Below are 22,366 nucleotides of genomic sequence, written 5' to 3' on the forward strand. Positions count from 1 at the left end.
GCCGCGAAGGTTCCGTTTAAGTCCGTACCAATGGCCTGAACGCGCCGAGCCGCCCTCGCTCCACCCCGGCCGCCGGGCGGTCCACCGGCCCGCCGGGGCATTCCGTTTGGGTTTTCGGACCGTCAACCGGAAGACTGCACCCGTGACGTCCCGTATCCCGCGCGACTCCAGGCTTCGACTCGTCCGCCCGCGACCCCTGGCCGCCGCCCCCTCAGCTGTGAACGAGCGGCGCCCGCGCCGCCCCGCCCCCCGCCCGCCGGAGGGCACTCCGGCGCCCGCGGAGCTGGCCAGAATGGCGCGCTCCGGACTGGCCGCCGCGGCCCGCGTCGCCCGCTGGGCCGACAACGCCCTCGGCCCCGGCCGAGACGCCGCGACCACCGACGGCAAGGCCACGCTCTCCGACGCGACCGCCCGGCGGGCCGCCGCCGATCTGGGCCTGACCACCGACCGGATCCGCGCCGACTGGGACACCGCCCGGCTCGCCGGCCTCGTCGAGGTGCACGGCGACAGCGCCCGCCCCGGCTGGCGGCTGCGCGCCTGGAACCGCGACGACAGCGCCGTCCTGCGCGGCTGGGTCGCCCTGTTCGACGCCTGGTCCCTGGCCTCCCCGGAACCCGTGGACCAGGAGCCGGGCGCGGTCGCCGAGGTCGTCTCGGCCATGCCCCAGGTCCTCTCCTTCCTCCAGCTGTCCGCCGGGCCCGTCCCCGTCGAGCAGTTGCTGGACCTGCTGCGCCAGCGCGTCACCGAACTGCGCACCGAACGCTGCGAGGTCCCCTACAGCGCCGGCTCCGAACCCGCGACGCCGCTCGCCCCGGTCACCTCCGCCGACGTCGAGCCGGCCGAGCCCGCCAGGGACGCCGAACTCGCCCCCCTCCTCGACTGGGCCCTGCGCGCCCTCGCCTCCGTGGGCGCCCTCACCTACGGCGACGCGCACGCCACCCTCACGCCGCTGGGCAGCTGGGCGGTCTGGGTCAAGCTGGAGCAGATCTGCGTCGCCGCGCAGAGCCCCGCCGGGAACATCGAGCAGTCGGCCGAGGCCATGCTCCGCGGCTGCGCCCAGCTGCGGCCCAACGCGGCCCGCGCCGAGTACCGCGCCTGGCTCGCCGCCCGCACCGTCGGCAGCGCTGTCAGCGAACTGCTGCTGGCCGCCCGCGGCGACGACGCCCTGCTGCGCGGCCTGGCCTTCGAGGCTCTGCGCGTCGTGGGCGCCCCGGCCGAGCCCGACGTCCGCGCGGTCGTGGACGAGCCCGCCCTGCGGCCGTACGCCCTGCTGTGGCTCGCCGAGCACGACGGCGTCGACCCCGAGGACGCCCACGAGGTCCTCACCCGGGAGGAGGCCACCTGGCTGTGGGTCGACACCGCCGCGGCCGTCGCCGACCACGGCGAGGCGCCGATGCTGGTGCGCCACCTGGAGTCCGCGCTTCAGCCGACCGTGCCGGCCCTGCTGGCCGAGGTGCGGGCCGTCGGGCATCCGCGCACCGTGCAGGTGCTGGTGGCGCTGGCCGCCGCGCACCCCGACCCGGCACTGGCCAAGGCCGTGCGCCGGGCCGCCTTCCAGGTGCACACCGGCGGCAGCTGACCGGGCCCCGGTGACGGTGGCGCGCGGCCGACGGCTCGCGGCGCACGGGCCGCGCGCGAGCGGGCCGCGTGTGAGCCGTCAGCCCGGTATCTCCGGGGCGTACGTGCCGAAGCTCCAGAGGTTGCCCTCGAGATCGCGGGCCATGTAGTCCCGCGAGCCGTACTCCTGGTCCGTCGGGGGCATCAGGATCTCTGCGCCGTGCTCCACGGCCCGCCGGTGATGCGCGTCGACGTCGTCCACCACGACGTACACGCCGGCCGGGCCCGCGTCCTTCATCGCCGTGTCGAAGACGCCGCCGCGCCCCTTGGAGCCCAGCATCACCGCGCCGTTGCCCTGCACGAGTTCGGCGTGCATGACCGAGCCGTCCTCCCCCTCGTACACGGACAGCTCGGTGAAGCCCAGCGCCTCGGTGAGCTGCCGGATCGCCGCCTTCGCGTCGGCGTACAACACCGTCGGGAAGAGACTGGGACGTCCGCCGTTCGCCGCTGCCATGCCGATCACTCCCTTGTGATCCATGAGCCGTGATGGTGGGCCGTGTCGCGTGTTCCGCCGGCTGTGGTCCGGGCCGGTCCCTGCCGGTGCGGACCGGGGACCGGGGTGTGATTCCTGACGGATTTCCGGCCCGGTCCCAGTCTGGCACCCGGCAGCGACAACGTCCCGGCCTGCGCCGACGGGCGGGCCGCGCGGGCCGGGGGAGCCACGGACCGTCCGGGCCCCGGTGATCCGGCGGGACCGAACGCCTGGGCCAGAAAAAGTGCTTGCACGGTCCCGTTAGACTGTCGTCATGGCCATTCTCCTCGCGCATTAGACGGCGGGAACGTCCTCAGCCGCCCATCCCGTCAATCATCCCCGCTCTGGAGTCTGTCCGTGATCTCCGCCTCCGGCATCGAGCTGCGCGCCGGCGCCCGCATCCTCATCGAGAACGCCTCCTTCCGTGTGGCCAAGGGCGACCGCATCGGTCTGGTCGGGCGCAACGGCGCCGGCAAGACCACCCTGACCAAGGTCCTCGCCGGTGAGGGCATCCCGGCCGCCGGTCAGGTGACCCGCTCCGGCGAGGTCGGCTACCTCCCGCAGGACCCGCGCACCGGCGACCTCGACGTCCTGGCCCGCGACCGCATCCTCTCCGCGCGCGGACTGGACACCCTGATCCGCAAGATGCGCGAGAACGAGCAGCGCATCGCCAACGGCAGCGGCGCCACCCGCGACAAGGCGATGCGCCAGTACGAGCGCCAGGAGACGGAGTTCCTCACCAAGGGCGGGTACGCCGCCGAGGCCGAGGCCGCCACCATCGCCGCCGCGCTCAACCTGCCCGACCGTGTGCTGGGCCAGCCCCTGCACACGCTCTCCGGCGGCCAGCGCCGCCGCGTGGAACTGGCCCGCATCCTGTTCTCCGACGCGGACACCCTGCTCCTCGACGAGCCCACCAACCACCTCGACGCCGACTCCATCGTCTGGCTGCGCGACTACCTCAAGACCTACCGCGGCGGCTTCATCGTCATCAGCCACGACGTCGACCTGGTCGAGACGGTCGTCAACAAGGTCTTCTACCTGGACGCCAACCGGTCCCAGATCGACGTCTACAACATGGGCTGGCGGCTCTACCAGCAGCAGCGCGAGTCGGACGAGAAGCGCCGCAAGCGCGAGCGGCAGAACGCCGAGAAGAAGGCCGCCGCGCTGCACTCGCAGGCCGACAAGATGCGCGCCAAGGCCACCAAGACGGTCGCCGCGCAGAACATGGCCCGCCGCGCCGACAAGCTGCTCTCCGGCCTGGAGGCGGTCCGCGTCTCCGACAAGGTCGCCAAGCTCCGCTTCCCCGAGCCCGCCCCCTGCGGCAAGACGCCGCTGATGGCCGAGGGCCTGTCGAAGTCCTACGGCTCGCTGGAGATCTTCACCGACGTCGACCTGGCCATCGACAAGGGATCGCGGGTCGTCATCCTCGGGCTGAACGGCGCCGGCAAGACGACCCTGCTGCGGCTGCTCGGCGGCGCAGAGAAGCCCGACACCGGCGAGGTCATCGAGGGCCACGGCCTCAAGCTCGGCTACTACGCCCAGGAGCACGAGACCCTCGACCCCGAGCGCTCGGTCCTGGAGAACATGCGCTCCGCGGCCCCCGACCTGGACCTGGTCGAGGTGCGCAAGGTGCTGGGCTCGTTCCTGTTCTCCGGCGACGACGTGGACAAGCCGGCCGGCGTGCTCTCCGGCGGCGAGAAGACCCGGCTGGCCCTGGCCACCCTCGTGGTCTCCTCCGCCAACGTCCTGCTCCTCGACGAGCCCACCAACAACCTCGACCCGGCCAGCCGCGAGGAGATCCTCGGCGCGCTGCGCACCTACAAGGGCGCGGTCGTCCTCGTCACCCACGACGAGGGCGCGGTGGAGGCGCTCCAGCCGGAGCGGATCATCCTGCTGCCGGACGGCGTCGAGGACCTGTGGGGTTCGGACTACGCGGATCTCGTCGCCCTGGCTTGATCATCGGCAATGGATCATTCGGCCCATCGGTGATCCATCATCTGTGTGAGATCTCCTCGTATCGAGGTGTGTCATACACCGATTTCACGGCCGATCCCTTTGTCGACAAGGGGTCGGCCGTTCCGCGTCTCTGACCTGGTGTTTCCCGGGAGAACCCGTTCGGCGGTACGAACGCGGCCACCTGGAATTCGGCATTCCGCTTGTGGGGGCGCACTCCTGTCGTCAAAACCGTCTCGCACGGACCTTGCCGAATGGGTGGCCATCCCGTCCCGGAGGGGTGATCATGAGGAGACCAGAGCGCACTTCCCATGAGGAGGCACGGGTGGCCGAGACTCTGAAGAAGGGCAGCCGGGTGACCGGCGCCGCGCGCGACAAGCTCGCGGCAGACCTGAAGAAGAAGTACGACTCCGGTGCGAGCATCCGGGCGCTGGCCGAGGAGACCGGCCGCTCGTATGGCTTCGTGCACCGGATGCTCAGCGAGTCGGGCGTCACGCTCCGTGGGCGTGGCGGGGCGACCCGAGGCAAGAAGGCCGCCTCGTCCTGACCTCCGGGCGGCCCATCGGCTACGACGGTGGCCACCCGGTCGGTGATCCGATCGGCCGGGTGGTTACTGTGCAGTCACTTAGCTGACCGCTAGCTGACCGCACCCACCGGAGGCGCCCCATGGCCACGCCCGACCAGGAACTCGTTCCCCTGCTCGACAAGGACGGCGTACGGCTCACCGTCGACGACGCGCTCGCCACGGTGACGCTGACCAACCCGGCCAAACGCAACGCGCAGAGCCCCGCCATGTGGCGAGCCCTCGCCGAAGCCGGCCGGCTGGTGCCGGGCTCCGTCCGCGTCGTCGTGCTGCGCGGCGAGGGCAAGTCCTTCTCCGCCGGACTCGACCGGCAGATGTTCACGCCCGAGGGGATCGAGGGCGAACCGTCCTTCATCGATCTCGCACGCAGCGGCGACGCCGAACTCGACGCCGCCATCGCCGGATTCCAGGAGGGCTTCACCTGGTGGCGGCGCAACGACGTCGTGTCCATCGCCGCCGTCCAGGGCCACGCCATCGGCGCGGGCTTCCAGCTGGCCCTCGCCTGTGACCTGCGCGTCGTCGCCGACGACGTGCAGTTCGCCATGCGTGAGACCAGCCTCGGACTGGTCCCGGACCTGACGGGCACGCACCCCCTCGTCTCCCTCGTCGGCTACGGCCGCGCGGTCGAGATCTGCGTCACCGGCCGGTTCGTCCACGCCGAGGAGGCGGTGAGCAGCGGCCTGGCCAACGCCGCCGTGCCCGCAGCCGACCTCGACACCACCGTCCGTGACCTGGCCGCGTCGATCCTGGCCGCGCCCCGCGAGGCCGTCATCGAGACCAAGGCGCTGCTGCGCGGCGCGGGCGGCCGCACCTACGACGAGCAGCGCGCCGCCGAGCGCGCCGCCCAGGGCCGCCGGCTGCGCGACCTGGCCGGAATCGGCGAATGAGTGAAACCCCCGCGCACCGCGCTCACTCCACGGCCGTGACCAGCACGGCCACCGTCGGATGATCCCGTAGCGCCTCCGACACCGCCGCGCGCACCTGCCGGGCCACGTCCAGAGCCCGGTGCCGCGCGCTCACCGCGATCTCCACGCGCGCGTGGCGGTGCGGCAGGGCGGCCGCGTGCTCGCGTTCCTCGATGCGCACCGCCCTGCCGACCACGTCGGTCAGCCGCGTCACCCCCGCCACGGACAGGGCGGCGACCGTCGCCCGGGCCTCGTCGCCGTGCTGCGCCGTCCCGACCGGCGGGGGTTCGGGCCCGGGCCCTGCCGCCTCCGGCGCCCGCTCCTCGTCCAGCAGGGCCGTCACCCTGAGGTCCACCTCCGACACCGCCAGGCCGAGCCGCTCCGCCGCGGCCGCCGCCAGGGCCTCCCGCAGCCGGGACGCCGTCGCGGGCAGCGGCTCGGACGCGAACACGGCGATGTCCGCCGCGACCCGCACCGGCCCGGGCGGCTGCGCGCCGGGCGGAGGCGGTACGGCGGGCTCCCGCGCCGTCTCCGGTTCGGCCGCGGCCAGGCGCAGCGCGTCCAGCCGGACCCCCTCCATATGGCGTACCGCCCGCCGCAGTACCGCCGTGGCCGCCGCCTCCGTGATCCACGCACCGTCCCGCGGCCCGCCCAGCGGCAGGAGTCTGCCCAGGCCCAGCTGGTGCCGTACCGCGCTCGTCCATCCGTCCACCGTCATCACTCCAGCGTGCCGCATCGGCGGAGCGAGGAGGAGCAACCGCGCTTAACGTGGTCGAAGGGGATGAAAAGGAACCGGACGTAAGGACGTACGGCGATGACCGAGGCAGTCGAGCAGAACCGCACGCAGACCACCGACGGCGGCGGTGAGCCGCAGAACCGCAGGACGGCCCGACGCGGCGGCGGGGACCCGGCGACCCGCGGACGCACCACCATCGCCGACGGGGTCGTGGAGAAGATCGCCGGTCTCGCGGCCCGGGACGTGCTCGGGGTCCACACCATGGGCAGCGGCCTCAGCCGCACCTTCGGCGCCGTGCGCGACCGGGTGCCCGGCGGCTCCAAGTCCGTCACCCGGGGCGTGAAGGCCGAGGTGGGCGAGGTGCAGACCGCGCTCGACCTGGAGATCGTCGTCGACTACGGCGTGGCCATCGCCGACGTCGCCCAGGCCGTGCGGGAGAACGTGATCGCCGCCGTGGAGCGCATGACGGGCCTTGAGGTCGTCGAGGTCAACATCGCCGTGAGCGACGTCAAACTGCCCGACGACGAGGACGAGGAACCCGAGCAGCCCCGGATCCAGTGACCCGGCACCGACAGGCAGCGGACCCGGGTGACCGGACCGCCGAGGGGAGAGCATCTTGAGCATGGCCGTGGTCGGCATGATCGCCGGCATCGCGCTGGGCTTCGCCGGATACTTCGGCGGGTTCGGGGCATTCCTGCTGGTGGCGGCCCTGGGCGCCATCGGGTTCGTCGTCGGCCGGTTCCTGGAAGGGGACCTGGACCTCGGCGACCTGTTCCGCTCCCGCGACGACCGCCGCAGGTGACGCCCGTGGCCACCGAGCCCCGAGGGGGCGACGACGACGCCGGCAGCCGTCCGTCCGCCGTCCCCGCGCACCGGCGCGGCGCGACCCGCATCGCCGACCGGGTCGTGGCGAAGGTCGCCACCCGGGCGGCACGGGAGGCGGTCGGCCCGCTGCCCGCGGACGCCGGGCCCCCGCACGCCACCGTCGTCGTCCGCCCCCACGCGCGCCCCCCGTCGTCCGGCGGGCTCCCGGTGGACGCGGCGCACGTCCGGATCCATCTGGAACTCGGCTATCCCACCGACATCGGGGCCCGCTGCCACGAGGTGCGTCGACATGTCGCCGAGCGGGTAGGCGCGTTGGTGGGAATGGAGGTTCCGGAGGTCGCCGTCCAGGTGGAACGGCTGCACCTGACATCGACGCCCGGCGCGGCGCAGGGGAGGACACGATGAGCGAGCCCGACGGCCCACCGGCCGGCGCGGTGCCCGTACTGGACAAGCCCGCACAGGAACACGCCCCCGAACCGGCCGCGGCACCCGCCGAGCACCGCTTCTGGTCGGCCCGCCGGGCGCCGGCCGCCGTCGTCGCGGCGCTGCTGCTGGTCGTCGCGGGCGCCTTCCTCTACGACGTCGCCGAGGTTCGCGCCCACCGGCCCGCCATGGCCTGGCGGCGCGCCCTCGCCCGCCAGCTCGCCGAGCGTCCGCTGGACGACGTCTGGGTGCTCGTCGGCGCGGGCGTCGCCGCCGCCCTCGGCCTGTGGCTGGTCGTCCTGGCCGTCACGCCGGGCCTGCGGCACGTCCTGCCCATGAGCCGCCCCCACCCCGACGTCCGCGCCGGCCTGCACCGGGACGCCGCCGGGCTGGTGCTGCGCGACCGGGCCATGGAGATCGCGGGCGTGCAGTCGGCCCGGGTGCGCGTGCGCCGGCGCAGGGCCGACGTCCGCGCCGTCTGCCACTTCCGCGACCTGGACGACGTCCACGCGGACCTGGACACCGTCCTCACCGACGCGATCCGCGGCCTGGGCCTGGCCCGGCCGCCCCGCCTGTCGGTCCATGTGCGCCGGCCGGGGAAGAAGGGGTGACGGCGATGCTCAGGACCGTCGACCGCGTGCTCGTCGGAGTCGCCGGGCTGCTGCTGCTCGCCGTCGGCGGCGCGGTGCTCGCCGTCGGACTCGGCGCCAAGCCGCCCTCCTGGTGGCTCCACCACGGCCGCCACGACGTGCTCCTCACCACCGCCGAACGCACCCGCTGGCGCGCCGAGGCCTGGTGGTGGCCGACCGTCATCGCCGCCCTGGCCCTGCTGGTGCTGCTGGCCCTGTGGTGGCTCGTCGCGGTCCTGCGCCGGCGCCGGCTCGGCGAGGTCCTCGTCGACACGGGCGACGGCGCGGGGGCGCTGCTGCGCGGCAGGGCCCTGGAAGGCGTGCTCGCCGCCGAGGCCGGCCGCCTGGACGGCGTCTCCCACGCCCACGCCCGGCTGACCGGCCGCAGGGACGCCCCCGCGGCGCACGTCCGGCTGCTCCTGGAGCCCCATGTGGACCCGGCGACGACGCTGGACCGGCTGACGGCGGAGGCACTGGCCCACGCCAGGGACTCGGCGGCGCTGCCCGCGCTGCCGGCGACGGTGCGCCTCAAGGCCGCCAAGCACAAGGCACAACGGGTCAGTTGAGCCGCCGGGCGCCGCCGGGGACCGGTCCGGGCGCCCGTCCGGCGCACGTCAGAACCCGTGCCGCATCCCGCCGTCGACCGGGAGCATGATCCCCGTCAGGTAGGAGGCCGCGGGCGACAGCAGGAACGCGGCCGCCCGGCCGAACTCCTGCGGAGCGCCGTAGCGGCGCAGCGGGATGCGGGACTCGTTCGCGGTCCGGGTGGCCTCGGGATCCGCCGAGAGCGCGTCCAGCTCGCGCACCCGGTCGGTGTCGATCCGGGCGGGCAGCAGCCCCACGACCCGGATGCCCCGCGGGCCCAGCTCGTCGGCCAGCGACTTGGCGAACCCGGCGAGCCCCGGCCGCAGCCCGTTGGAGATCGTCAGCCCCGGGATCGGCTCGTGCACCGATCCCGACAGCACGAACCCGATGACCCCGCCCGCCTCCAGTTCGGCCGCCGCGGCCCGCGCCAGCCGCACCGCGCCGAGGAACACCGACTCGAACGCGGCCTGCCACTGCTCGTCCGTGTTGTCCGCGACGAACCCGGGCGGCGGCCCGCCCACGCTCACCAGCACCCCGTCGAACCCGCCGAACGACTCCCGTGCCGCGGCGATCAGGCGGCCCGCGGCGCCGGGGTCGGCGTTGTCGACGGCCACGCCGACGGCGTTCGGCCCCAGTTCGGCCGCCGCGGCGGCGACGCGCTCGTCGTCCCGCCCGGTCAGCACGACCTTCGCGCCGTCCGCGACGAGCTCGCGCGCGGCGGCGTTGCCCAGGCCCCGCGTGGCCCCCGTGACGACGTACACCCGGTCCTTCAGTCCAAGATCCATGGCTCCTATCCTGCCCCCTCGCCGCCGAACAGGGCGAGGGCGGTGTTCACCAGGCCGATGTGACTGAACGCCTGCGGGAAGTTGCCCAGGTGCCGTCCGGCCACCGGGTCGTACTCCTCCGCCAGCAGCCCCACGTCGTTGGCCAGCCCCACCAGCCGCTCGAACAGCTCGCGCGCCTGCGCCGTGCGGCCGGTCATGTGCAGCGCGTCCGCCAGCCAGAACGAGCAGGCCACGAACGCGCCCTCGTCACCCGGGAGCCCGTCCACGGGCGCGCCGTCCGTGCTGTAGCGGCGCACCAGGCCGCTGTGCCCCAGCTCCTCGCGGATCGCGTCGACGGTCCCGACGACCCGCGGGTCGTCCGGCGGCAGGAAGCCCACGCGCGGGATCAGCAGCAGCGCGGCGTCCAGGTCCGCCGACCCGTAGGACTGGGTGAACGTGTTGCGCCGCGGGTCGTAGCCTTTCTCGCACACCTCGCGGTGCACCTCGTCGCGCAGCGCCCGCCAGCCCTCCAGGTCGCCGCTGAGCTTCGGGTACTCCTCCAGCGCGCGCACCGCCCGGTCGGCGGCCACCCACACCATCACCTTGGAGTGCACGAACTGGCGCCTCCCGCCGCGCACCTCCCACAGGCCCTCGTCCGGCTGCCGCCAGTTCTCGCTCAGCCAGTTCATCAACGCGCACTGCAACGACCACATGTGCGGCTTGGGCGACATGCCCGCGGTCCGGGCCAGCGACAGCGAGTCCATGACCTCGCCGTAGACGTCCAGCTGCAACTGGCCCACGGCGCCGTTGCCGATCCGCACCGGCGTGGAGCCGGCGTAGCCCGACAGCCACGGCAGCTCGCACTCGGGCAGCCGGCGCTCGCCCGCCAGGCCGTACATGATCTGGAGGTCGGCCGGATCGCCCGCGACGGCACGCAGCAGCCAGTTGCGCCAGGCCTCGGCCTCGTCCTCGTAGCCCGCCGCCAGGAGCGCGCCCAGGGTGAGGGTGGAGTCCCGCAGCCAGCAGTAGCGGTAGTCCCAGTTGCGGACTCCGCCCAGTTCCTCGGGCAGGGAGGTGGTGAGCGCCGCGGCGATGCCGCCGGTGGGCGTGTACGTGAGGGCCTTGAGGGTGATCAGGGAGCGCACCACGGCGTCCCGGTGGGGTCCGTCGTAGCGGCAGCGCGCGGCCCACTCCCGCCAGTCGTCGACGCTGACGCGCAGCGCCTGCCACGGGTCGATCTGCGCGGGGCGGGTCTCGTGCGAGGGGTGCCAGGTCAGCACGAAGGCGACCGACTCGCCCTCGGCGACGGTGAACTCGGCGTGCGTGGTGAAGTCCTCGCCCCAGGTGCGCACCTCCGGCTCGCTGCGGAACCAGACCGCGTCGGGCCCGGCGACCGCCACCCGGTGGCCGTCCACCCGGCGCATCCAGGGGACGACCCAGCCGTAGTCGAACCGCAGCCGCAGGGCGCTGCGGACGGTCACCCGGCCGCGCAGCCCTTCGACGATGCGCACGACGTCCGGTGCCCGCTCGCGCTGCGGCATCAGGTCGGTGACCCGGATCGCGCCGTCGGCGGTCTCCCACTCGGTGTCCAGGACGAGCGTGTCGTGCCGGTACGCGCGCCGGGTGCAGGCGCCTTCCGCGCCGCGCGGGGCGATGCGCCAGTGCCCGTTGTCCTCGTCGCCGAGGAGCCGGGCGAAGCAGGCCCCGGAATCGAAGCGGGGCAGGCAGAGCCAGTCGATCGAACCGTCCGTGCCGACCAGGGCCGCGGTCTGCTCGTCGCCGATCAGGGCGTAGTCCTCGATGCGGGGGTGCACGGGGTTCCGGGTTCCCGCCGGGCCCGTACGGCAATCAGAGGTGCGTCCGGCCGGGTGACGGGCGGATCACCACACGCGCGCGTGCCCGGCACGTGCCGCGGGGTCCGCGCGCGTGATCGAAGTCCTACACCGGGGCGGGCTCGGTCCGCTCGGTGGCCTGGGCGGCGGCCGCGGCACGCTCGCGGGCCTCCCGCCGGGCCATGACCAGCCAGCCGACGGGGACGCCCGCCGAGAACAGCCACCACTGGATGGCGTACGCGAAGTTCAGGGCCGCGTCCTCGCTGCCGGGCGGGCCGAGCAGCTCCGGGGTGTCGCCCTTGGGCTCGGGCGCCGTCTGCACGATGTAGCCGCCGAGCACCCGGGCGCCCAGGCGGGCGGCCTCCTGCTCGCTGCTGATCAGCATGACCTGCCGGTCCGGCAGTCCCTTGAGGTCCTTGATGCCGCTGGCCGCGGTCGTCTCGTCCGGCATCAGCCGCCCGGTGACGGTGACGCGGCCGTGCGGCGGCGCGGGGATCCGCGGGAAGTCGGTCTGGCTGGCGCCGTTCGCGGGGATCCAGCCCCGGTTGACCAGCAGCACCTTGCCGTCCGTCAGCACGAACGGGGTCAGCACGTGGAAGCCGACCGTCTCGTCGGAGTTGACCCGCCGCCTGACGACGACCTCGCGCCCGGTGTCGAAGGTCCCGACGGCGGTCACGCTGCGGTACCGCTCGCTGCGGGTGACCTCGTGCCCCGGGGCGGTCAGGGACTCCACGGGCACCGGGTCGGCGCCCAGCGAGTCGGAGACCAGCTGGTTGCGCGCGGTGCGCTCGTCGTAGCGATGCATCTGCCAGAAGCCCAGCCTGATCATCGTGGGGATGAGGAGGAGGGAGACCAGCGTGAGGATCACCCACTGCCGGGACAACAGGAAGCGGTACACCCCACGACCGTACAACTCGGTCGTGGGGTGTACTCGGCCGGGTGCCGCGAGCCGCCTCTCGGGGGGACGTCGCGCGGGCTCCCGGAACGGCTCACACCTTGTCGACGATGCCCACCCTGCCCTCCGCGCGGGCGCAGTGCGCGCCGCAGTACCAGTGCCCCTCCACCTCGACGCCCTGACCGATGATCTGGACCCGGCAGTGCTCGCAGATGGGGGCCATGCGGTGGATCGCACAGGAGAAGCAGTCGAAGACGTGGACCGCGCCCTGCGCGTGCACCTCGAAGGTCATTCCGTAGTCGTTGCCGCAAACTTCGCATCTCGCCATGCGCCACAGGGTGAGCGGTCCCCGCCCGCGCGGGCGAGCGGACGGCGGGCGAGTCGCACGGCAATCACCCGTACGCCGGGATCGCCCGCTCGCGGGGCCGCCGGTGCGCGAAGCCGCCCGCGCCCGGGCCCGTCGGCAGGCCGAAGCCGCCCCGCGCGCGGGGGCCGCCGTGCGCCCGCGTCACCCGTCGGCGGGCTCCACGTCGCGCAGGAGCTGTCCGAAGGCGGCCTCGTCGACGACGGGCGTCCCGAACTGGCGCGCCTTCACCACCTTCGACGTGCCCGAGTCAGGGTCGTTGGTGACCAGCAGGCTGGTCAGCCGGGACAGGCTCGTCGCCACGTGCAGACCGGCCTCGGCGGCACGGTCCTCCAGCAGCTCGCGCTCGACCGACGTGTCGCCCGAGAAGGCGACCCGCATGCCCTGCTTCAGCCGCTTGCCGTCCTCGTACCGTCCCGGATTGGGGTACGGGCACGCGGGGCGCTTGCGCGACGGCCGCCACGTGCCGGGACGGTACGCGCCGTAGCCGCCGAGGCCGCCGTCCGGGCCGCCCGCCTGGCGGCCGATCCGGGGCGCGGGCCGGTCGGTCCACTCCGTCAGCGGCCGGCACTCCAGCAGCGGCAGACGGACACCGCCCGCCGCCGCGGCCCGCAGACTCGGCCGGAACGCCTCCGCGAGCACGCGCGCGTCGTCCAGCGCGTGGTGCGCCCGCTGCTGCACGACCCCGAAATGCGCCGCCAGCGACTCCAGTTTGTGGTTCGGCAGCGGCAGGCCCAGCTCCTTGGACAGCGCGATGGTGCACAGCCGCTGCCGTACCGGCGCCTCGCGCCGGGCGCGCGCGTACTCCCGCGCGATCATCTGCCAGTCGAAGACCGCGTTGTGCGCGACGAGCACCCGCCCGTCGAGCCGCGCGGCGAACTCCTCGGCCACGTCCGTGAAGAGGGGCGCGCCTTCGAGCACGTCGCTCGTCAGACCGTGTATCCACACCGGGCCGGGGTCGCGCTCCGGGTTGACCAGCGTGTACCAGTGGTCCTCGACCTCGCCGCGCGCGTCCAGCCGGTAGACGGCGGCGGAGATGATCCGGTCGTCCCGGGCCAGGCCGGTGGTCTCCACGTCAACGACCGCGTACCCCTGGGGATACGCGGTCGGCCACTCCGTGGGGGAGGACGCTGTCGTCGTGTGGTCTTCGAGCATGGTCACTGAGGATACGGGCCCCTACTGACACCTCGCCGCACCTGCCCCGTGGAGGGGAGGGAAGAAGCCCTCCGGCACGTACGGGAGTTCGCCTCCCGCACGCACGCGTGCCCGTCCGGACCTCCTGCTCCCCGCTCAACCACCCCGCGTGCAGCGTCGGTTCGGACCCTGGAGCGCGGCGCCCGGTGAACTCGTCGCGCTTGTATGCGCCTTGAAGGGGCCTTCCGTGTTGTTTCACAGGTATTGATGCTCCCTAGGCGTCTTCGCCGGGTTACGCCCTCTTGCTGCGTGTATATGCATTTGATCTCTTCCTCCCTTCCGTCCCCCTCCGGCCCTCCGTCCCCCTCCGGCCCTCCGTCCCCCTCCGGCGCCTCTCATCCCCTGGCGGAGTGCGGACGGTCGAGCGTCGGTGCGGGGTGCGCGTCATCCGGGGTGTCATCCTCCGTCCTGTGACGGAACCCACCCACGCCGAGGCTCACGTGAGCTCGCTCGGATCCCGGCTGAACTGGCTGCGCGCCGCCGTGCTCGGCGCCAACGACGGCATCGTCTCCACCGCGGGCCTCGTCGTCGGCGTGGCGGGCGCCACCGACGACCGTGCGGCGCTGCTGACGGCCGGGCTCGCCGGTCTGCTCGCCGGGTCGATGTCGATGGCGGCGGGGGAGTACGTCTCCGTGTCGACGCAGCGGGACTCCGAGCGGGCCGCCCTCGCGCAGGAACGCCGGGAGCTGCGCGAGCAGCCGGAGGCCGAACTGGACGAGCTGACCGAGCTGCTGAGGGAGCGGGGCCTGTCCCGGCAGGTGGCCAGGGAGGCGGCCGTGCAGCTCACGGAGCGGGACGCGCTGAAGGCCCACGCGCGGGTGGAGCTGGGTATCGACCCGGACGACCTCACCAATCCCTGGCACGCGGCCTGGGCGAGCTTCCTCGCCTTCACCGCGGGCGCCCTCCTGCCGCTCCTCGCCATCGTGCTCCCCGCGGCCCACTGGAGGCTTCCGATCACGGTCGCGTCGGTCCTGGCGGCGCTGGCCGGCACCGGCTGGAGCAGCGCCCGGCTGGGCTCGGCGGCGGCGGGCCGGGCGGTGGCGCGCAACATGGGCGGCGGAGCGCTCGCGATGGCGGTCACGTACGCGGTCGGGGCGCTGCTGGGGGCGGCGGGAGTGTGAACACCGGGAGCGGACGGAGTGTGAAGGGGACGTGAGTGCCCGGCCCGTTTACGGGGGCCGGTTGGCGAGGATCACCAACAAGCAAGCGCATACCCCCGGTAATACTTGTCGGTAACAACGTCTAGCGGCGGACGACCAGCGGTTCTACGTTGCCCACATGCCTAATTTGCCCGATGTCGTGCTCTGGTCGATACCCGCCTTCGTGCTGCTCACCGTCGTCGAGGTGATCAGCGTGCGGCTCCACCCCGCCGAGGACGGCGCCGCGGCCGGATACGAGGCGAAGGACGCCGCGACGAGCGTCGGCATGGGGCTCGGCAGCCTCGTCTTCGACTTCTTCTGGAAGATCCCGATCGTCGCGATCTACACGGCGATCTACGAACTGACGCCGCTGCGCGTGCCCGTCCTGTGGTGGACGCTCCCGCTGATGCTGCTCGCGCAGGACTTCTTCTACTACTGGTCCCACCGCGGCCACCACGTCATCCGCGTCCTGTGGGCGTGTCATGTCGTCCACCACTCCAGCGAGAAGTTCAACCTCACCACCGCCCTGCGTCAGCCCTGGACGTCCCTGACGGTCTGGCCGTTCTACGTCCCGCTCGTCGCCGCGGGCGTCCACCCGGCCGCACTCGCGTTCTGCTCCTCGGCCAACCTCGTCTACCAGTTCTGGATCCACACCGAGCGGATCGACCGGATGCCGCGGTGGTTCGAGTTCCTGCTGAACACGCCCTCCCACCACCGCGTCCACCACGCTTCCCAGGGCGGCTACCTGGACCGCAACTTCGGCGGCATCCTCATCGTCTGGGACCGGCTCTTCGGCTCGTTCGTCCCCGAGGTGGACCGTCCCGTCTACGGGTTGACGAAGAACATCAACACGTTCAACCCGATCAAGGTGGCCACGCACGAGTACGTCGCGATCGCCCGGGACGTGAGGGCCGCGTCCAGCTGGCGTGAGCGGGCGGGGCGCGTCTTCCGCGGCCCGGGGTGGCAGCCCGCGCCCGCCGCGCCCGCCGCCTCCGCCCCCGGCTCCGCCGCGTCCCCGGTCGAGGAGACCTCGGCCGCGTGACCCGATCCCGCGTCACCCTCGCCCTCCTGGCCCTGTGCGCGCTCGCCACCGCCGTCGACCTGCTCAGCCTCGCGACCGGCTTCGGCCCCGGCCACACTCTCGCCAAGCCGCTGCTCATGCCGCTGCTCGCCGCCTGGGCCGCCCTGCGCGGGGCGCCCAGGCTGCTGTCGGCGGCCCTGGCGTGCGGCTGGGGCGGCGACGTCCTGCTGCTGTCCGACGCCGACCCCGCCTTCCTCGCCGGCATGGCGTCCTTCGCCGCCGGACACGTCTGCTACCTGGTGCTGTTCGCCCGCGTCGGCCGTCCCCACGCGCGGGCCGCGGTGCTCGCCCCCTGCTACGCCGTCGTCCTGACCGCCACCGTCGTCCTGCTGTGGCCCGGCCTGCCCCACCAACTGCGCCCGCCCGTCGCGGTGTACAGCACCCTCCTGACGGCCATGGCCTGCACCGCCGCCGTCAGGCTCGGCCCGGTCGCCGGCGCCGGAGGCCTGCTGTTCCTGCTCTCCGACACCCTCATCGCCACCGGCGTGGCCGACTGGCCGCAGCCCCCGCGCCCCGACCTGTGGATCATGCTCACCTATGTCGCCGCACAGTTCCTGCTGGTCCGCGGCGTCCTCGACGGCCTCGGCGGGCGGCGGGAGCCGGCGGCGGCGTACCGTGAGGTGCGCTCGACCACCCCCTGAGCGCCCTCGACGACACCGCACGAGAAGGACCCTCGACATGCGCGCCACCACCATTCACGCCCCCTTCGACATGCGGGTGGAGGACGTGCCCGAACCCGTGGTGCAGCTGCCCACCGACGCGGTGGTCCGGGTGCTGCGCGCCTGCATCTGCGGCAGCGACCTGTGGGCGTACCGCGGCGAGGCGTCCCGCCGGCCGGGCCAGCGCATCGGGCACGAGTTCCTCGGCGTGGTGGAGGAGACCGGCTCCGACGTGTCGACGCTGCGGCGCGGCGACCTGGTCGTCGCGCCCTTCATGTGGTCCGACGGCGTCTGCGACTACTGCCGTGAAGGCCTGACGACGTCCTGCGAGCACGGCGGCTTCTGGGGCTCCGTCGGCTACGACGGCGGCCAGGGCGAGGCCGTGCGCGTGCCGTTCGCCGACGGCACCCTCGTGCGGCTGCCCAAGGAGGCCGCCTCCGACGACCGGCTGCTGGCCGCCTTGCTCACCCTCTCCGACGTGCTGGGCACCGGCCACCACGCGGCCCTCGGCGCGGGCGCCCGGCCCGGCGCCACCGTCGCCGTCGTCGGGGACGGAGCGGTCGGCCTGTGCGCCGTCCTGGCCGCCAAGCGCCTCGGCGCCGAACGCATCATCGCGCTGGGCCGCCACCGGGCCCGCACGGACATCGCTCGCCGCTTCGGCGCCACCGACGTCGTCGCCGAGCGTGGCGAGGAGGCCGTGGAAGCCGTCCGCGAACTCACCCGCGGCCAGGGCGCGCACGCGGTCGTGGAGGCGGTCGGCACCGAGCAGTCCATGCGGACGGCGCTCGAAGTCAGCCGGGACGGCGGCGCGGTCGGCTTCGTGGGCGTCCCGCACGGCAGCGGCACCGGTCTCGACCTGAGCGTCATGTTCGACCGCAACATCGCCCTGCGCGGCGGCGTCGCCCCGGTCCGCGCCTACATCCCGGAACTGCTGCCCGACGTGCTGAGCGGCGCGATCGACCCGTCGCCCGTGTTCGACCTGACCGTCGGCATCGAGGGCGTCCCGGACGGCTACAAGGCGATGGACGAGCGCACCGCCCTCAAGGTCATGGTGACCAACTGACGGCGTTCCGGGGGCGACGCCCGGCTGATCATGGTGATCAACCGGCGGCGGGCATACCCGTCGGACACCCGGCAGATCATGATGATCAACCGACGGCCGTCGCCCCCGGCCGACACCCGGCGTGACACCTGACCATCAAGGTGACTGCTTGACGCCGTCAACCCTTGACGGGCAGCGGCAAGGCCGTCAACAGTCCCGACACCGCGACCACCGCGCCCAGCGCGACGAGCTCCACGCGCGCGGGGGAGCAGGCGGCCAGCGGGTCGGGCGACCGCCGCAGCCGCGTGCGCGCCCACAGGGCGAGCAGGGCGACCGCGCCGACCAGGAGCACCTTGGCGAGCAGCACGCGCCCGTACGCGGTCGAGGTCAGCAGGCCGAGCACCGACCCGGCCGGCAGCCGGCGCAGCGAGCTGAGCAGCCCGGTGGCCGTGACGGCGGCGAACAGCACGGCGGCCACGCGCGCGTACAGGCCGAGCAGGGCGGCGCCGGCCGTGGCCCCGTCCCACCGGCGCAGGGTGCGCAGCACGCTCAGCAGGCCGCCCGCCCACAGCGCCGAGCACGTCACATGCACGAGCGTCAGCGCGGATCCGACCAGGGGCGTGTGCTCGGTGGGCGGGTGGGCGCGCAGTGCCTCCGCCAGGATCACCGCCGCCAGCGGCCACGCCTGACGGTTCGGCCGGCTGGACAGGGCGCACAGCCCGGCGACCGCGAACGCGATCGCCTCGACCAGCGCGAGCACGCCGGTCCGTGAGCCGTGGCCGTGCGGCGCCAGCTCCCCGGCCGCCGCCGCGGCCGCGAACCCCACCACCGCCGCGAACGGGGCCCAGCCGCCCGGCCGCTCGCGCGGCGCTTTCGGCACCCGCCGGGCGAGAACGGCCGTGAACAGCTCGCCCACCTGCACGCTCAGCGCCGCGAACAGCGCCGCCCGCAGCAGGGCGAGCGCACCGGAGTCCGACGCCGCGCTCTGTCCGGTGCCGTGGACCGCGACGGACGGCCCGAGCAGCGGGACCAGTGCCCCGATCCCGATCAGGACGAGCAGGGCCACCGCCCGGCCGGGGCCGGTTCGGGGCGCGGAGACGGTCACTTCGGGCGGTCGTATGAGGGCCATGCCAGGATCTTCACCATGCCCCGCAAAACCGGGCAAGTCGGATGGGGGTGGGCCTCAGGCGGACCGTCCGCCCCGGTCGGCGGTCCCGTCCGGGCACCGTGCGGCTCAGAGCCAGCGCGCCGGATCCGCTCCCCACGGGCCGGGTGGGCGGGCCCAGTCGTGCGGCCCGCCGTCGAACGCCACCGGCGGCAGGGCGTACCGCAGCCGCCCGACCGGGCTCTCGGTCTCCCCGAGCCAGGGCCGCGGACCGGCTTCGCCGTTCCCGCCCCGCTCGCCGCTTCCCGTTCCCCGCTCCGCGCGCGGAGCCTGGGTCTCCTGGGCGGCCGCGCCCTCCTTGGCGGTCCCTTTGCCGTCGTCTTCGCCCATCCGGGCGCCCTCCGTCAGCCAGGCCGCCGTCCGCGCCAGCGCCGTCCGGACGAACCGGCTGCCGCCGTCGTACGACTGCTCGGTCAGCGCGCGCAGGACGCCGGCGGCCAGCAGGTAGCCGGTCCCGTGGTCGAGGGCCTGCGCCGGCAGCGCGCCCGGCCGCTCGGCGGAGCCCTCCGCCGCGGCGATGCCGGTGGCCACCTGCACGAGGCTGTCGAACCCGCGACGCGCGCCCCACGGCCCGTACGCGCCCCACGCCGAGACCTGCGCCACCACCAGCCCGGGCCGGCGCTCGGCGAGCGCCTCGGGGGACAGGCCGAACCGGTCTAGCGCGCCCGGCCGGTAGCCGGTGACCACCACGTCCGCCGCCGCGAGCAGCTCCTCGAAGGCGGACCTGTCGGCCGCCAGGTCCAGCAGCGTCGACCGCTTGCCGAAGCCCGTGTCCGCGTGCTGGTCGACGAGCTCGGGCAGCCGGGGGGCGTCGACGCGCAGGACGTCCGCGCCCAGCAGCGCGAGGGTGCGGGTGGCCACCGGCCCGGCCAGGACCCGCGTCAGGTCCAGGACGCGCAGTCCCGCGGCGGGCAGCAGGGGGCCACCGTCGAGCGGTGCGAAGGTACGCGTGCGTGCCGCGTCGAGCCGGCCGCGCTCGACCAGGGGCCGGGCGGCGACCTCGGCGGCCTGGGGGTGCGCCGCCCACTGTGCGGGCGTGCGCAGGGCGACCGCCAGCCCGCCGGCCGCGTACACGGCGTCCTCCACGTCCAGGGCGGCGCGTTCGGCGAGCTCCCTCTCCGCGGCCTCCGGATCGGTGTCCGCGGGCAGCCCCAGCGCGCGCATCAGCCGTTCGCGATGGTGCGGGTAGTTGGCGTGGGTCCGCACCCAGCCGTCGGCCGTCCGCCAGAACCGCGAGAGCGGCGCGAAGGTGACGGGCGGCCGCCCGTCGACCCGCAGGTGCCGTTCGCTGACGAACGCGGTGGCCACCGCGCCGTCGTCCACACGCACCGCGGGCGGGCGCGCGAGACCGGCCCGTCTAGCCCCCAGCTCGGCGGCGGCCAGGGCGCACGCGCCGACGCAGGACCGCGCCAGGTCCCGCACGGGAAGCCGCGCTGGCAGCGTCCCCTCGCGGGCGACGGTCGACACGCGGTCCAGGAGGGCGGGATCGCCGCCGAGCGCGGACCAAGCGAACTTGATTCGAGTCATGACTACATGGTGCAGTATTGATTCAATCAATATATGGGGGATGCGTCGCCGTACCTGCCGTACCGCCGAAGGCCGGACAGGCGAAGGGGTGTACCGGCGAGGGTGTACGGGCGGACGGCGAAGGGCCGGGCGGATGTCCGCCCGGCCCCGGTAACGCCTGCCGTCCGCCCGCTCGGGCGGCTACTTCACGGCGCGCAGCGCGTTGACCACGCCGAAGCCGTAGAAGCCGTTGAGGCGCTTGCCGCCCACGCAGGTGGCGTCCACGACGCCGTTGCCGTCACCGTCGTACGGCTCGGTCGGGCAGCTCGTCGCGTCGGCCTGCAGCTTGAGCAGCGCCTGCAACTGCGCCGGGCTCGCGTGCGGGTGCGTCGACTTCAGCAGCGCGGCCACGCCGGCCACGTGCGGGGACGCCATCGAGGTGCCCTGGAGGAAGCCGTACGCGTTGTTCGGCAGCGTCGACAGGATGCGGCCGTTGGCCGACGGCGTGTCCGGGATCTGGAACTTGTCGCCGCCCGGTGCCGCGACGTCGACGACGCCCAGACCGTAGCTGGAGTAGTACGACTTGGCGCCCTTGACGCCCGTCGCGCTCACCGTGACGACACCCGGCAGCTGCGTCGGGATGTCGAAGCACTCGTGCGGGTCGACCGTGCGCGTCACCGGCGTGGTGTCGTCGGGGCTGGACGCGTCCTCGAGTGCGTCGGAGTCGAGGTCGTGGTTGGAGTTGCCCGCGGAGGCCACGCTGAGCGTGCCCTTCTTCTGGGCGTACAGCTGGGCCCTGTTGACCGCATCCACAATGGCCCGCTGGTCGGGGTCGTCCATGCAGTTGTACAGCCACGGGTCGACGTAGTAGCTGTTGTTCGTGATCTCGACGCCGTGGTCGGCGGCGAACACGAACGCGCAGACCACGTTCTCCGGGTAGAAGAGGCCGTCCTTGGGGTCGCTCACCTTGATGCCGGCGACCTTCACGCCGGGCGCGACGCCCGACACGCCGATGCCGTTGCGCGCCGCGGCGATCTCACCGGCCACATGGGTGCCGTGGTAGTCCTCGGCCGGGTCGTACGGACGCCAGGCGCCGGGAGTGGTGTCCGCGACGCCGCCGACGCAGTTGGCCGACTGGGACGCCGAGAAGTTCGGCGCGAGGTCCGGGTGGGTGTCGTCGACGCCGGTGTCGATGACGGCGACCGTCACCCTCTTGCTGCCCGGGTTGATCGTGGCGGCCTTGTCGGCGCCGATCGCCCGCAGGTCCCACTGGTCGGCCTCGAGCGGCTCGCTCTGGCCCGCCGCGTCGGACGCCTTCTCGACCTTCGCGGCCTCCGCCTTCGAGAGGACCTGCGCCGCTCCCTCGTCGGTGGTCCCGGCCGCGCTCAGCGGCGCCGTGCGGGTCGCTCCCGCCGACTGCACGCCGCGCACCGCGCGTATCTTCTGGCCGAAGTCGGGGTTCGCCGAGTGGACGACGAGCACGCCGATCCTGTCGTAGGCCGCGACGACGGTGCCGCCGGCCTCGGCGACCGCCTTCTTCACCTTCCGGATCGTGCCGTGGTCGACCTTCGTGTTGACGACGTACGCCAGCGTTCCGGCGTCGGCCGTCCGGGCGGCCGACGCCGGAACGGGGGCCGCGGAGGCCGCCGCCGGCAGGAAGCCGAGCGAGGCGGTCAGCGACAGTACGACGGGCACCGCGAGAGCGAGCCGGCGTCTGGAAGGCAGATGAGCCATGGGGTCTCCACATCATCCGGAAACGGGACCTGACCCGGGCGCGGGTGCCGCCTAGGCAGGTACATGACGGGTGGTGCTCGCCCGAAGCTATCTCCCTGACTCATCGGTCAGCAATGACTTCCCGACGGCGATTTTGCCGGCCCATGACCTGACGGGGTTCCCGCTCGTTGGTCATGACCGGCCGTCAGGCCCCTTCGACAAACCCGTCCGGCGCGTTGAACCCGTCCTCCCGCGGCCCCGTGACCTTGGGCAGGGAGCGAGAG

Annotated in this window: 23 protein-coding genes; 13 read left to right on the top strand and 10 right to left on the bottom strand. The window is 73.8% G+C overall.

Annotation, left to right across the window (positions count from 1 at the left end; genetic code table 11):
• The first annotated feature begins 142 nt into the window (after positions 1 to 142).
• The gene (locus tag ACGFSH_RS05950; protein ID WP_393345339.1) at positions 143 to 1,579 is read left to right on the top strand and encodes a hypothetical protein; all 1,437 of its coding nucleotides are present in this window, start codon (positions 143 to 145) and stop codon (positions 1,577 to 1,579) included.
• Between the two features lie 78 nt (positions 1,580 to 1,657).
• Here ACGFSH_RS05950 and ACGFSH_RS05955 read toward each other — a convergent pair whose 3' ends face one another.
• Complete coding sequence (locus tag ACGFSH_RS05955) at positions 1,658 to 2,095, bottom strand: VOC family protein (RefSeq protein WP_393345341.1); 438 nt, start codon at positions 2,093 to 2,095, stop codon at positions 1,658 to 1,660.
• 351 nt (positions 2,096 to 2,446) lie between these two features.
• Between ACGFSH_RS05955 and ACGFSH_RS05960 the strand changes: the two genes are divergently transcribed.
• The 3 genes from ACGFSH_RS05960 to ACGFSH_RS05970 all read left to right on the top strand — a co-directional run bounded on the left by ACGFSH_RS05960 (position 2,447) and on the right by ACGFSH_RS05970 (position 5,512).
• Positions 2,447 to 4,045: an ABC-F family ATP-binding cassette domain-containing protein gene (locus tag ACGFSH_RS05960; RefSeq protein WP_329408527.1), complete on the top strand. Its 1,599-nt coding sequence runs from the start codon at positions 2,447 to 2,449 to the stop codon at positions 4,043 to 4,045.
• Between the two features lie 322 nt (positions 4,046 to 4,367).
• The gene (locus ACGFSH_RS05965) at positions 4,368 to 4,589 is read left to right on the top strand and encodes a helix-turn-helix domain-containing protein (RefSeq protein ID WP_004002281.1); all 222 of its coding nucleotides are present in this window, start codon (positions 4,368 to 4,370) and stop codon (positions 4,587 to 4,589) included.
• A gap of 119 nt (positions 4,590 to 4,708) precedes the next feature.
• Positions 4,709 to 5,512: an enoyl-CoA hydratase/isomerase family protein gene (locus tag ACGFSH_RS05970; RefSeq protein ID WP_393345343.1), complete on the top strand. Its 804-nt coding sequence runs from the start codon at positions 4,709 to 4,711 to the stop codon at positions 5,510 to 5,512.
• 22 nt (positions 5,513 to 5,534) lie between these two features.
• On the opposite strand, the gene ACGFSH_RS05975 is transcribed toward ACGFSH_RS05970, so the two are convergent.
• The gene (locus tag ACGFSH_RS05975; RefSeq protein WP_393345345.1) at positions 5,535 to 6,248 is read right to left on the bottom strand and encodes a nucleopolyhedrovirus P10 family protein; all 714 of its coding nucleotides are present in this window, start codon (positions 6,246 to 6,248) and stop codon (positions 5,535 to 5,537) included.
• Between the two features lie 96 nt (positions 6,249 to 6,344).
• Between ACGFSH_RS05975 and ACGFSH_RS05980 the strand changes: the two genes are divergently transcribed.
• From ACGFSH_RS05980 to amaP, 5 genes are read left to right on the top strand one after another with little or no spacing between them, the layout of a single operon-like run.
• The gene (locus ACGFSH_RS05980; RefSeq protein ID WP_393345347.1) at positions 6,345 to 6,827 is read left to right on the top strand and encodes an Asp23/Gls24 family envelope stress response protein; all 483 of its coding nucleotides are present in this window, start codon (positions 6,345 to 6,347) and stop codon (positions 6,825 to 6,827) included.
• A 55-nt stretch (positions 6,828 to 6,882) separates the two neighbouring features.
• Positions 6,883 to 7,068, top strand: a complete 186-nt coding sequence (locus ACGFSH_RS05985) for a hypothetical protein (protein WP_393345349.1) — start codon at positions 6,883 to 6,885, stop codon at positions 7,066 to 7,068.
• The gene (locus ACGFSH_RS05990; protein ID WP_393345351.1) at positions 7,065 to 7,496 is read left to right on the top strand and encodes an Asp23/Gls24 family envelope stress response protein; all 432 of its coding nucleotides are present in this window, start codon (positions 7,065 to 7,067) and stop codon (positions 7,494 to 7,496) included. Before ACGFSH_RS05985 ends, ACGFSH_RS05990 begins: the two co-directional genes overlap by 4 nt.
• Positions 7,493 to 8,125, top strand: coding sequence for a DUF6286 domain-containing protein (locus ACGFSH_RS05995; RefSeq protein WP_393345353.1), 633 nt, complete (start codon positions 7,493 to 7,495; stop codon positions 8,123 to 8,125). Before ACGFSH_RS05990 ends, ACGFSH_RS05995 begins: the two co-directional genes overlap by 4 nt.
• 5 nt (positions 8,126 to 8,130) lie before the next feature.
• The gene (gene amaP / locus ACGFSH_RS06000; RefSeq protein ID WP_393345355.1) at positions 8,131 to 8,709 is read left to right on the top strand and encodes an alkaline shock response membrane anchor protein AmaP; all 579 of its coding nucleotides are present in this window, start codon (positions 8,131 to 8,133) and stop codon (positions 8,707 to 8,709) included.
• A 48-nt stretch (positions 8,710 to 8,757) separates the two neighbouring features.
• On the opposite strand, the gene ACGFSH_RS06005 is transcribed toward amaP, so the two are convergent.
• From ACGFSH_RS06005 to ACGFSH_RS06025, 5 genes are all read right to left on the bottom strand, one after another.
• Positions 8,758 to 9,513, bottom strand: coding sequence for an SDR family oxidoreductase (locus ACGFSH_RS06005; RefSeq protein ID WP_393345357.1), 756 nt, complete (start codon positions 9,511 to 9,513; stop codon positions 8,758 to 8,760).
• Between the two features lie 5 nt (positions 9,514 to 9,518).
• Positions 9,519 to 11,306 carry a glycoside hydrolase family 15 protein gene (locus ACGFSH_RS06010; RefSeq protein ID WP_393345359.1) on the bottom strand — a complete coding sequence of 596 codons (1,788 nt, stop codon included), beginning with the start codon at positions 11,304 to 11,306 and terminating at the stop codon, positions 9,519 to 9,521.
• A 124-nt stretch (positions 11,307 to 11,430) separates the two neighbouring features.
• Positions 11,431 to 12,222, bottom strand: a complete 792-nt coding sequence (locus ACGFSH_RS06015; RefSeq protein WP_393345361.1) for an SURF1 family protein — start codon at positions 12,220 to 12,222, stop codon at positions 11,431 to 11,433.
• A 91-nt stretch (positions 12,223 to 12,313) separates the two neighbouring features.
• Positions 12,314 to 12,547, bottom strand: coding sequence for a hypothetical protein (locus tag ACGFSH_RS06020; protein ID WP_079041440.1), 234 nt, complete (start codon positions 12,545 to 12,547; stop codon positions 12,314 to 12,316).
• Positions 12,548 to 12,727: 180 nt separating this feature from the next.
• Entirely contained in the window at positions 12,728 to 13,738 is a 1,011-nt protein-coding gene (locus tag ACGFSH_RS06025; RefSeq protein ID WP_393345363.1) for a DEDDh family exonuclease, read from the bottom strand.
• Positions 13,739 to 14,187: 449 nt separating this feature from the next.
• Here ACGFSH_RS06025 and ACGFSH_RS06030 point away from each other — a divergent pair, with 449 nt between their 5' ends.
• The 4 genes from ACGFSH_RS06030 (at position 14,188) to ACGFSH_RS06045 (ending at position 17,719) form a co-directional block, all read left to right on the top strand.
• A complete protein-coding gene (locus ACGFSH_RS06030; protein ID WP_393345365.1) occupies positions 14,188 to 14,898 on the top strand; it encodes a VIT family protein in 711 nt (236 codons plus the stop codon).
• Positions 14,899 to 15,055: 157 nt separating this feature from the next.
• Entirely contained in the window at positions 15,056 to 15,958 is a 903-nt protein-coding gene (locus tag ACGFSH_RS06035) for a sterol desaturase family protein (RefSeq protein ID WP_393345367.1), read from the top strand.
• Positions 15,955 to 16,638, top strand: coding sequence for a lysoplasmalogenase (locus ACGFSH_RS06040; protein ID WP_393345369.1), 684 nt, complete (start codon positions 15,955 to 15,957; stop codon positions 16,636 to 16,638). Before ACGFSH_RS06035 ends, ACGFSH_RS06040 begins: the two co-directional genes overlap by 4 nt.
• A gap of 37 nt (positions 16,639 to 16,675) precedes the next feature.
• Positions 16,676 to 17,719 (top strand): zinc-dependent alcohol dehydrogenase family protein, encoded by a 1,044-nt coding sequence (locus tag ACGFSH_RS06045; protein ID WP_393345371.1) that lies wholly within the window; start codon positions 16,676 to 16,678, stop codon positions 17,717 to 17,719.
• Between the two features lie 157 nt (positions 17,720 to 17,876).
• Here the strand turns inward: ACGFSH_RS06045 and ACGFSH_RS06050 are convergent, their stop codons facing one another.
• The 3 genes from ACGFSH_RS06050 to ACGFSH_RS06060 form a co-directional block, all read right to left on the bottom strand.
• Positions 17,877 to 18,827, bottom strand: a complete 951-nt coding sequence (locus ACGFSH_RS06050; RefSeq protein WP_393345373.1) for a CopD family protein — start codon at positions 18,825 to 18,827, stop codon at positions 17,877 to 17,879.
• Between the two features lie 105 nt (positions 18,828 to 18,932).
• The gene (locus ACGFSH_RS06055) at positions 18,933 to 20,390 is read right to left on the bottom strand and encodes a CoA transferase (protein WP_393345375.1); all 1,458 of its coding nucleotides are present in this window, start codon (positions 20,388 to 20,390) and stop codon (positions 18,933 to 18,935) included.
• Between the two features lie 180 nt (positions 20,391 to 20,570).
• Entirely contained in the window at positions 20,571 to 22,103 is a 1,533-nt protein-coding gene (locus ACGFSH_RS06060) for a S8 family serine peptidase (protein WP_393345377.1), read from the bottom strand.
• Between the last annotated feature and the right edge of the window lie 263 nt (positions 22,104 to 22,366).

The sequence above is a fragment of the Streptomyces sp. NPDC048481 genome, from assembly GCF_043200075.1.
Classification (GTDB): Bacteria; Actinomycetota; Actinomycetes; order Streptomycetales; family Streptomycetaceae; genus Streptomyces.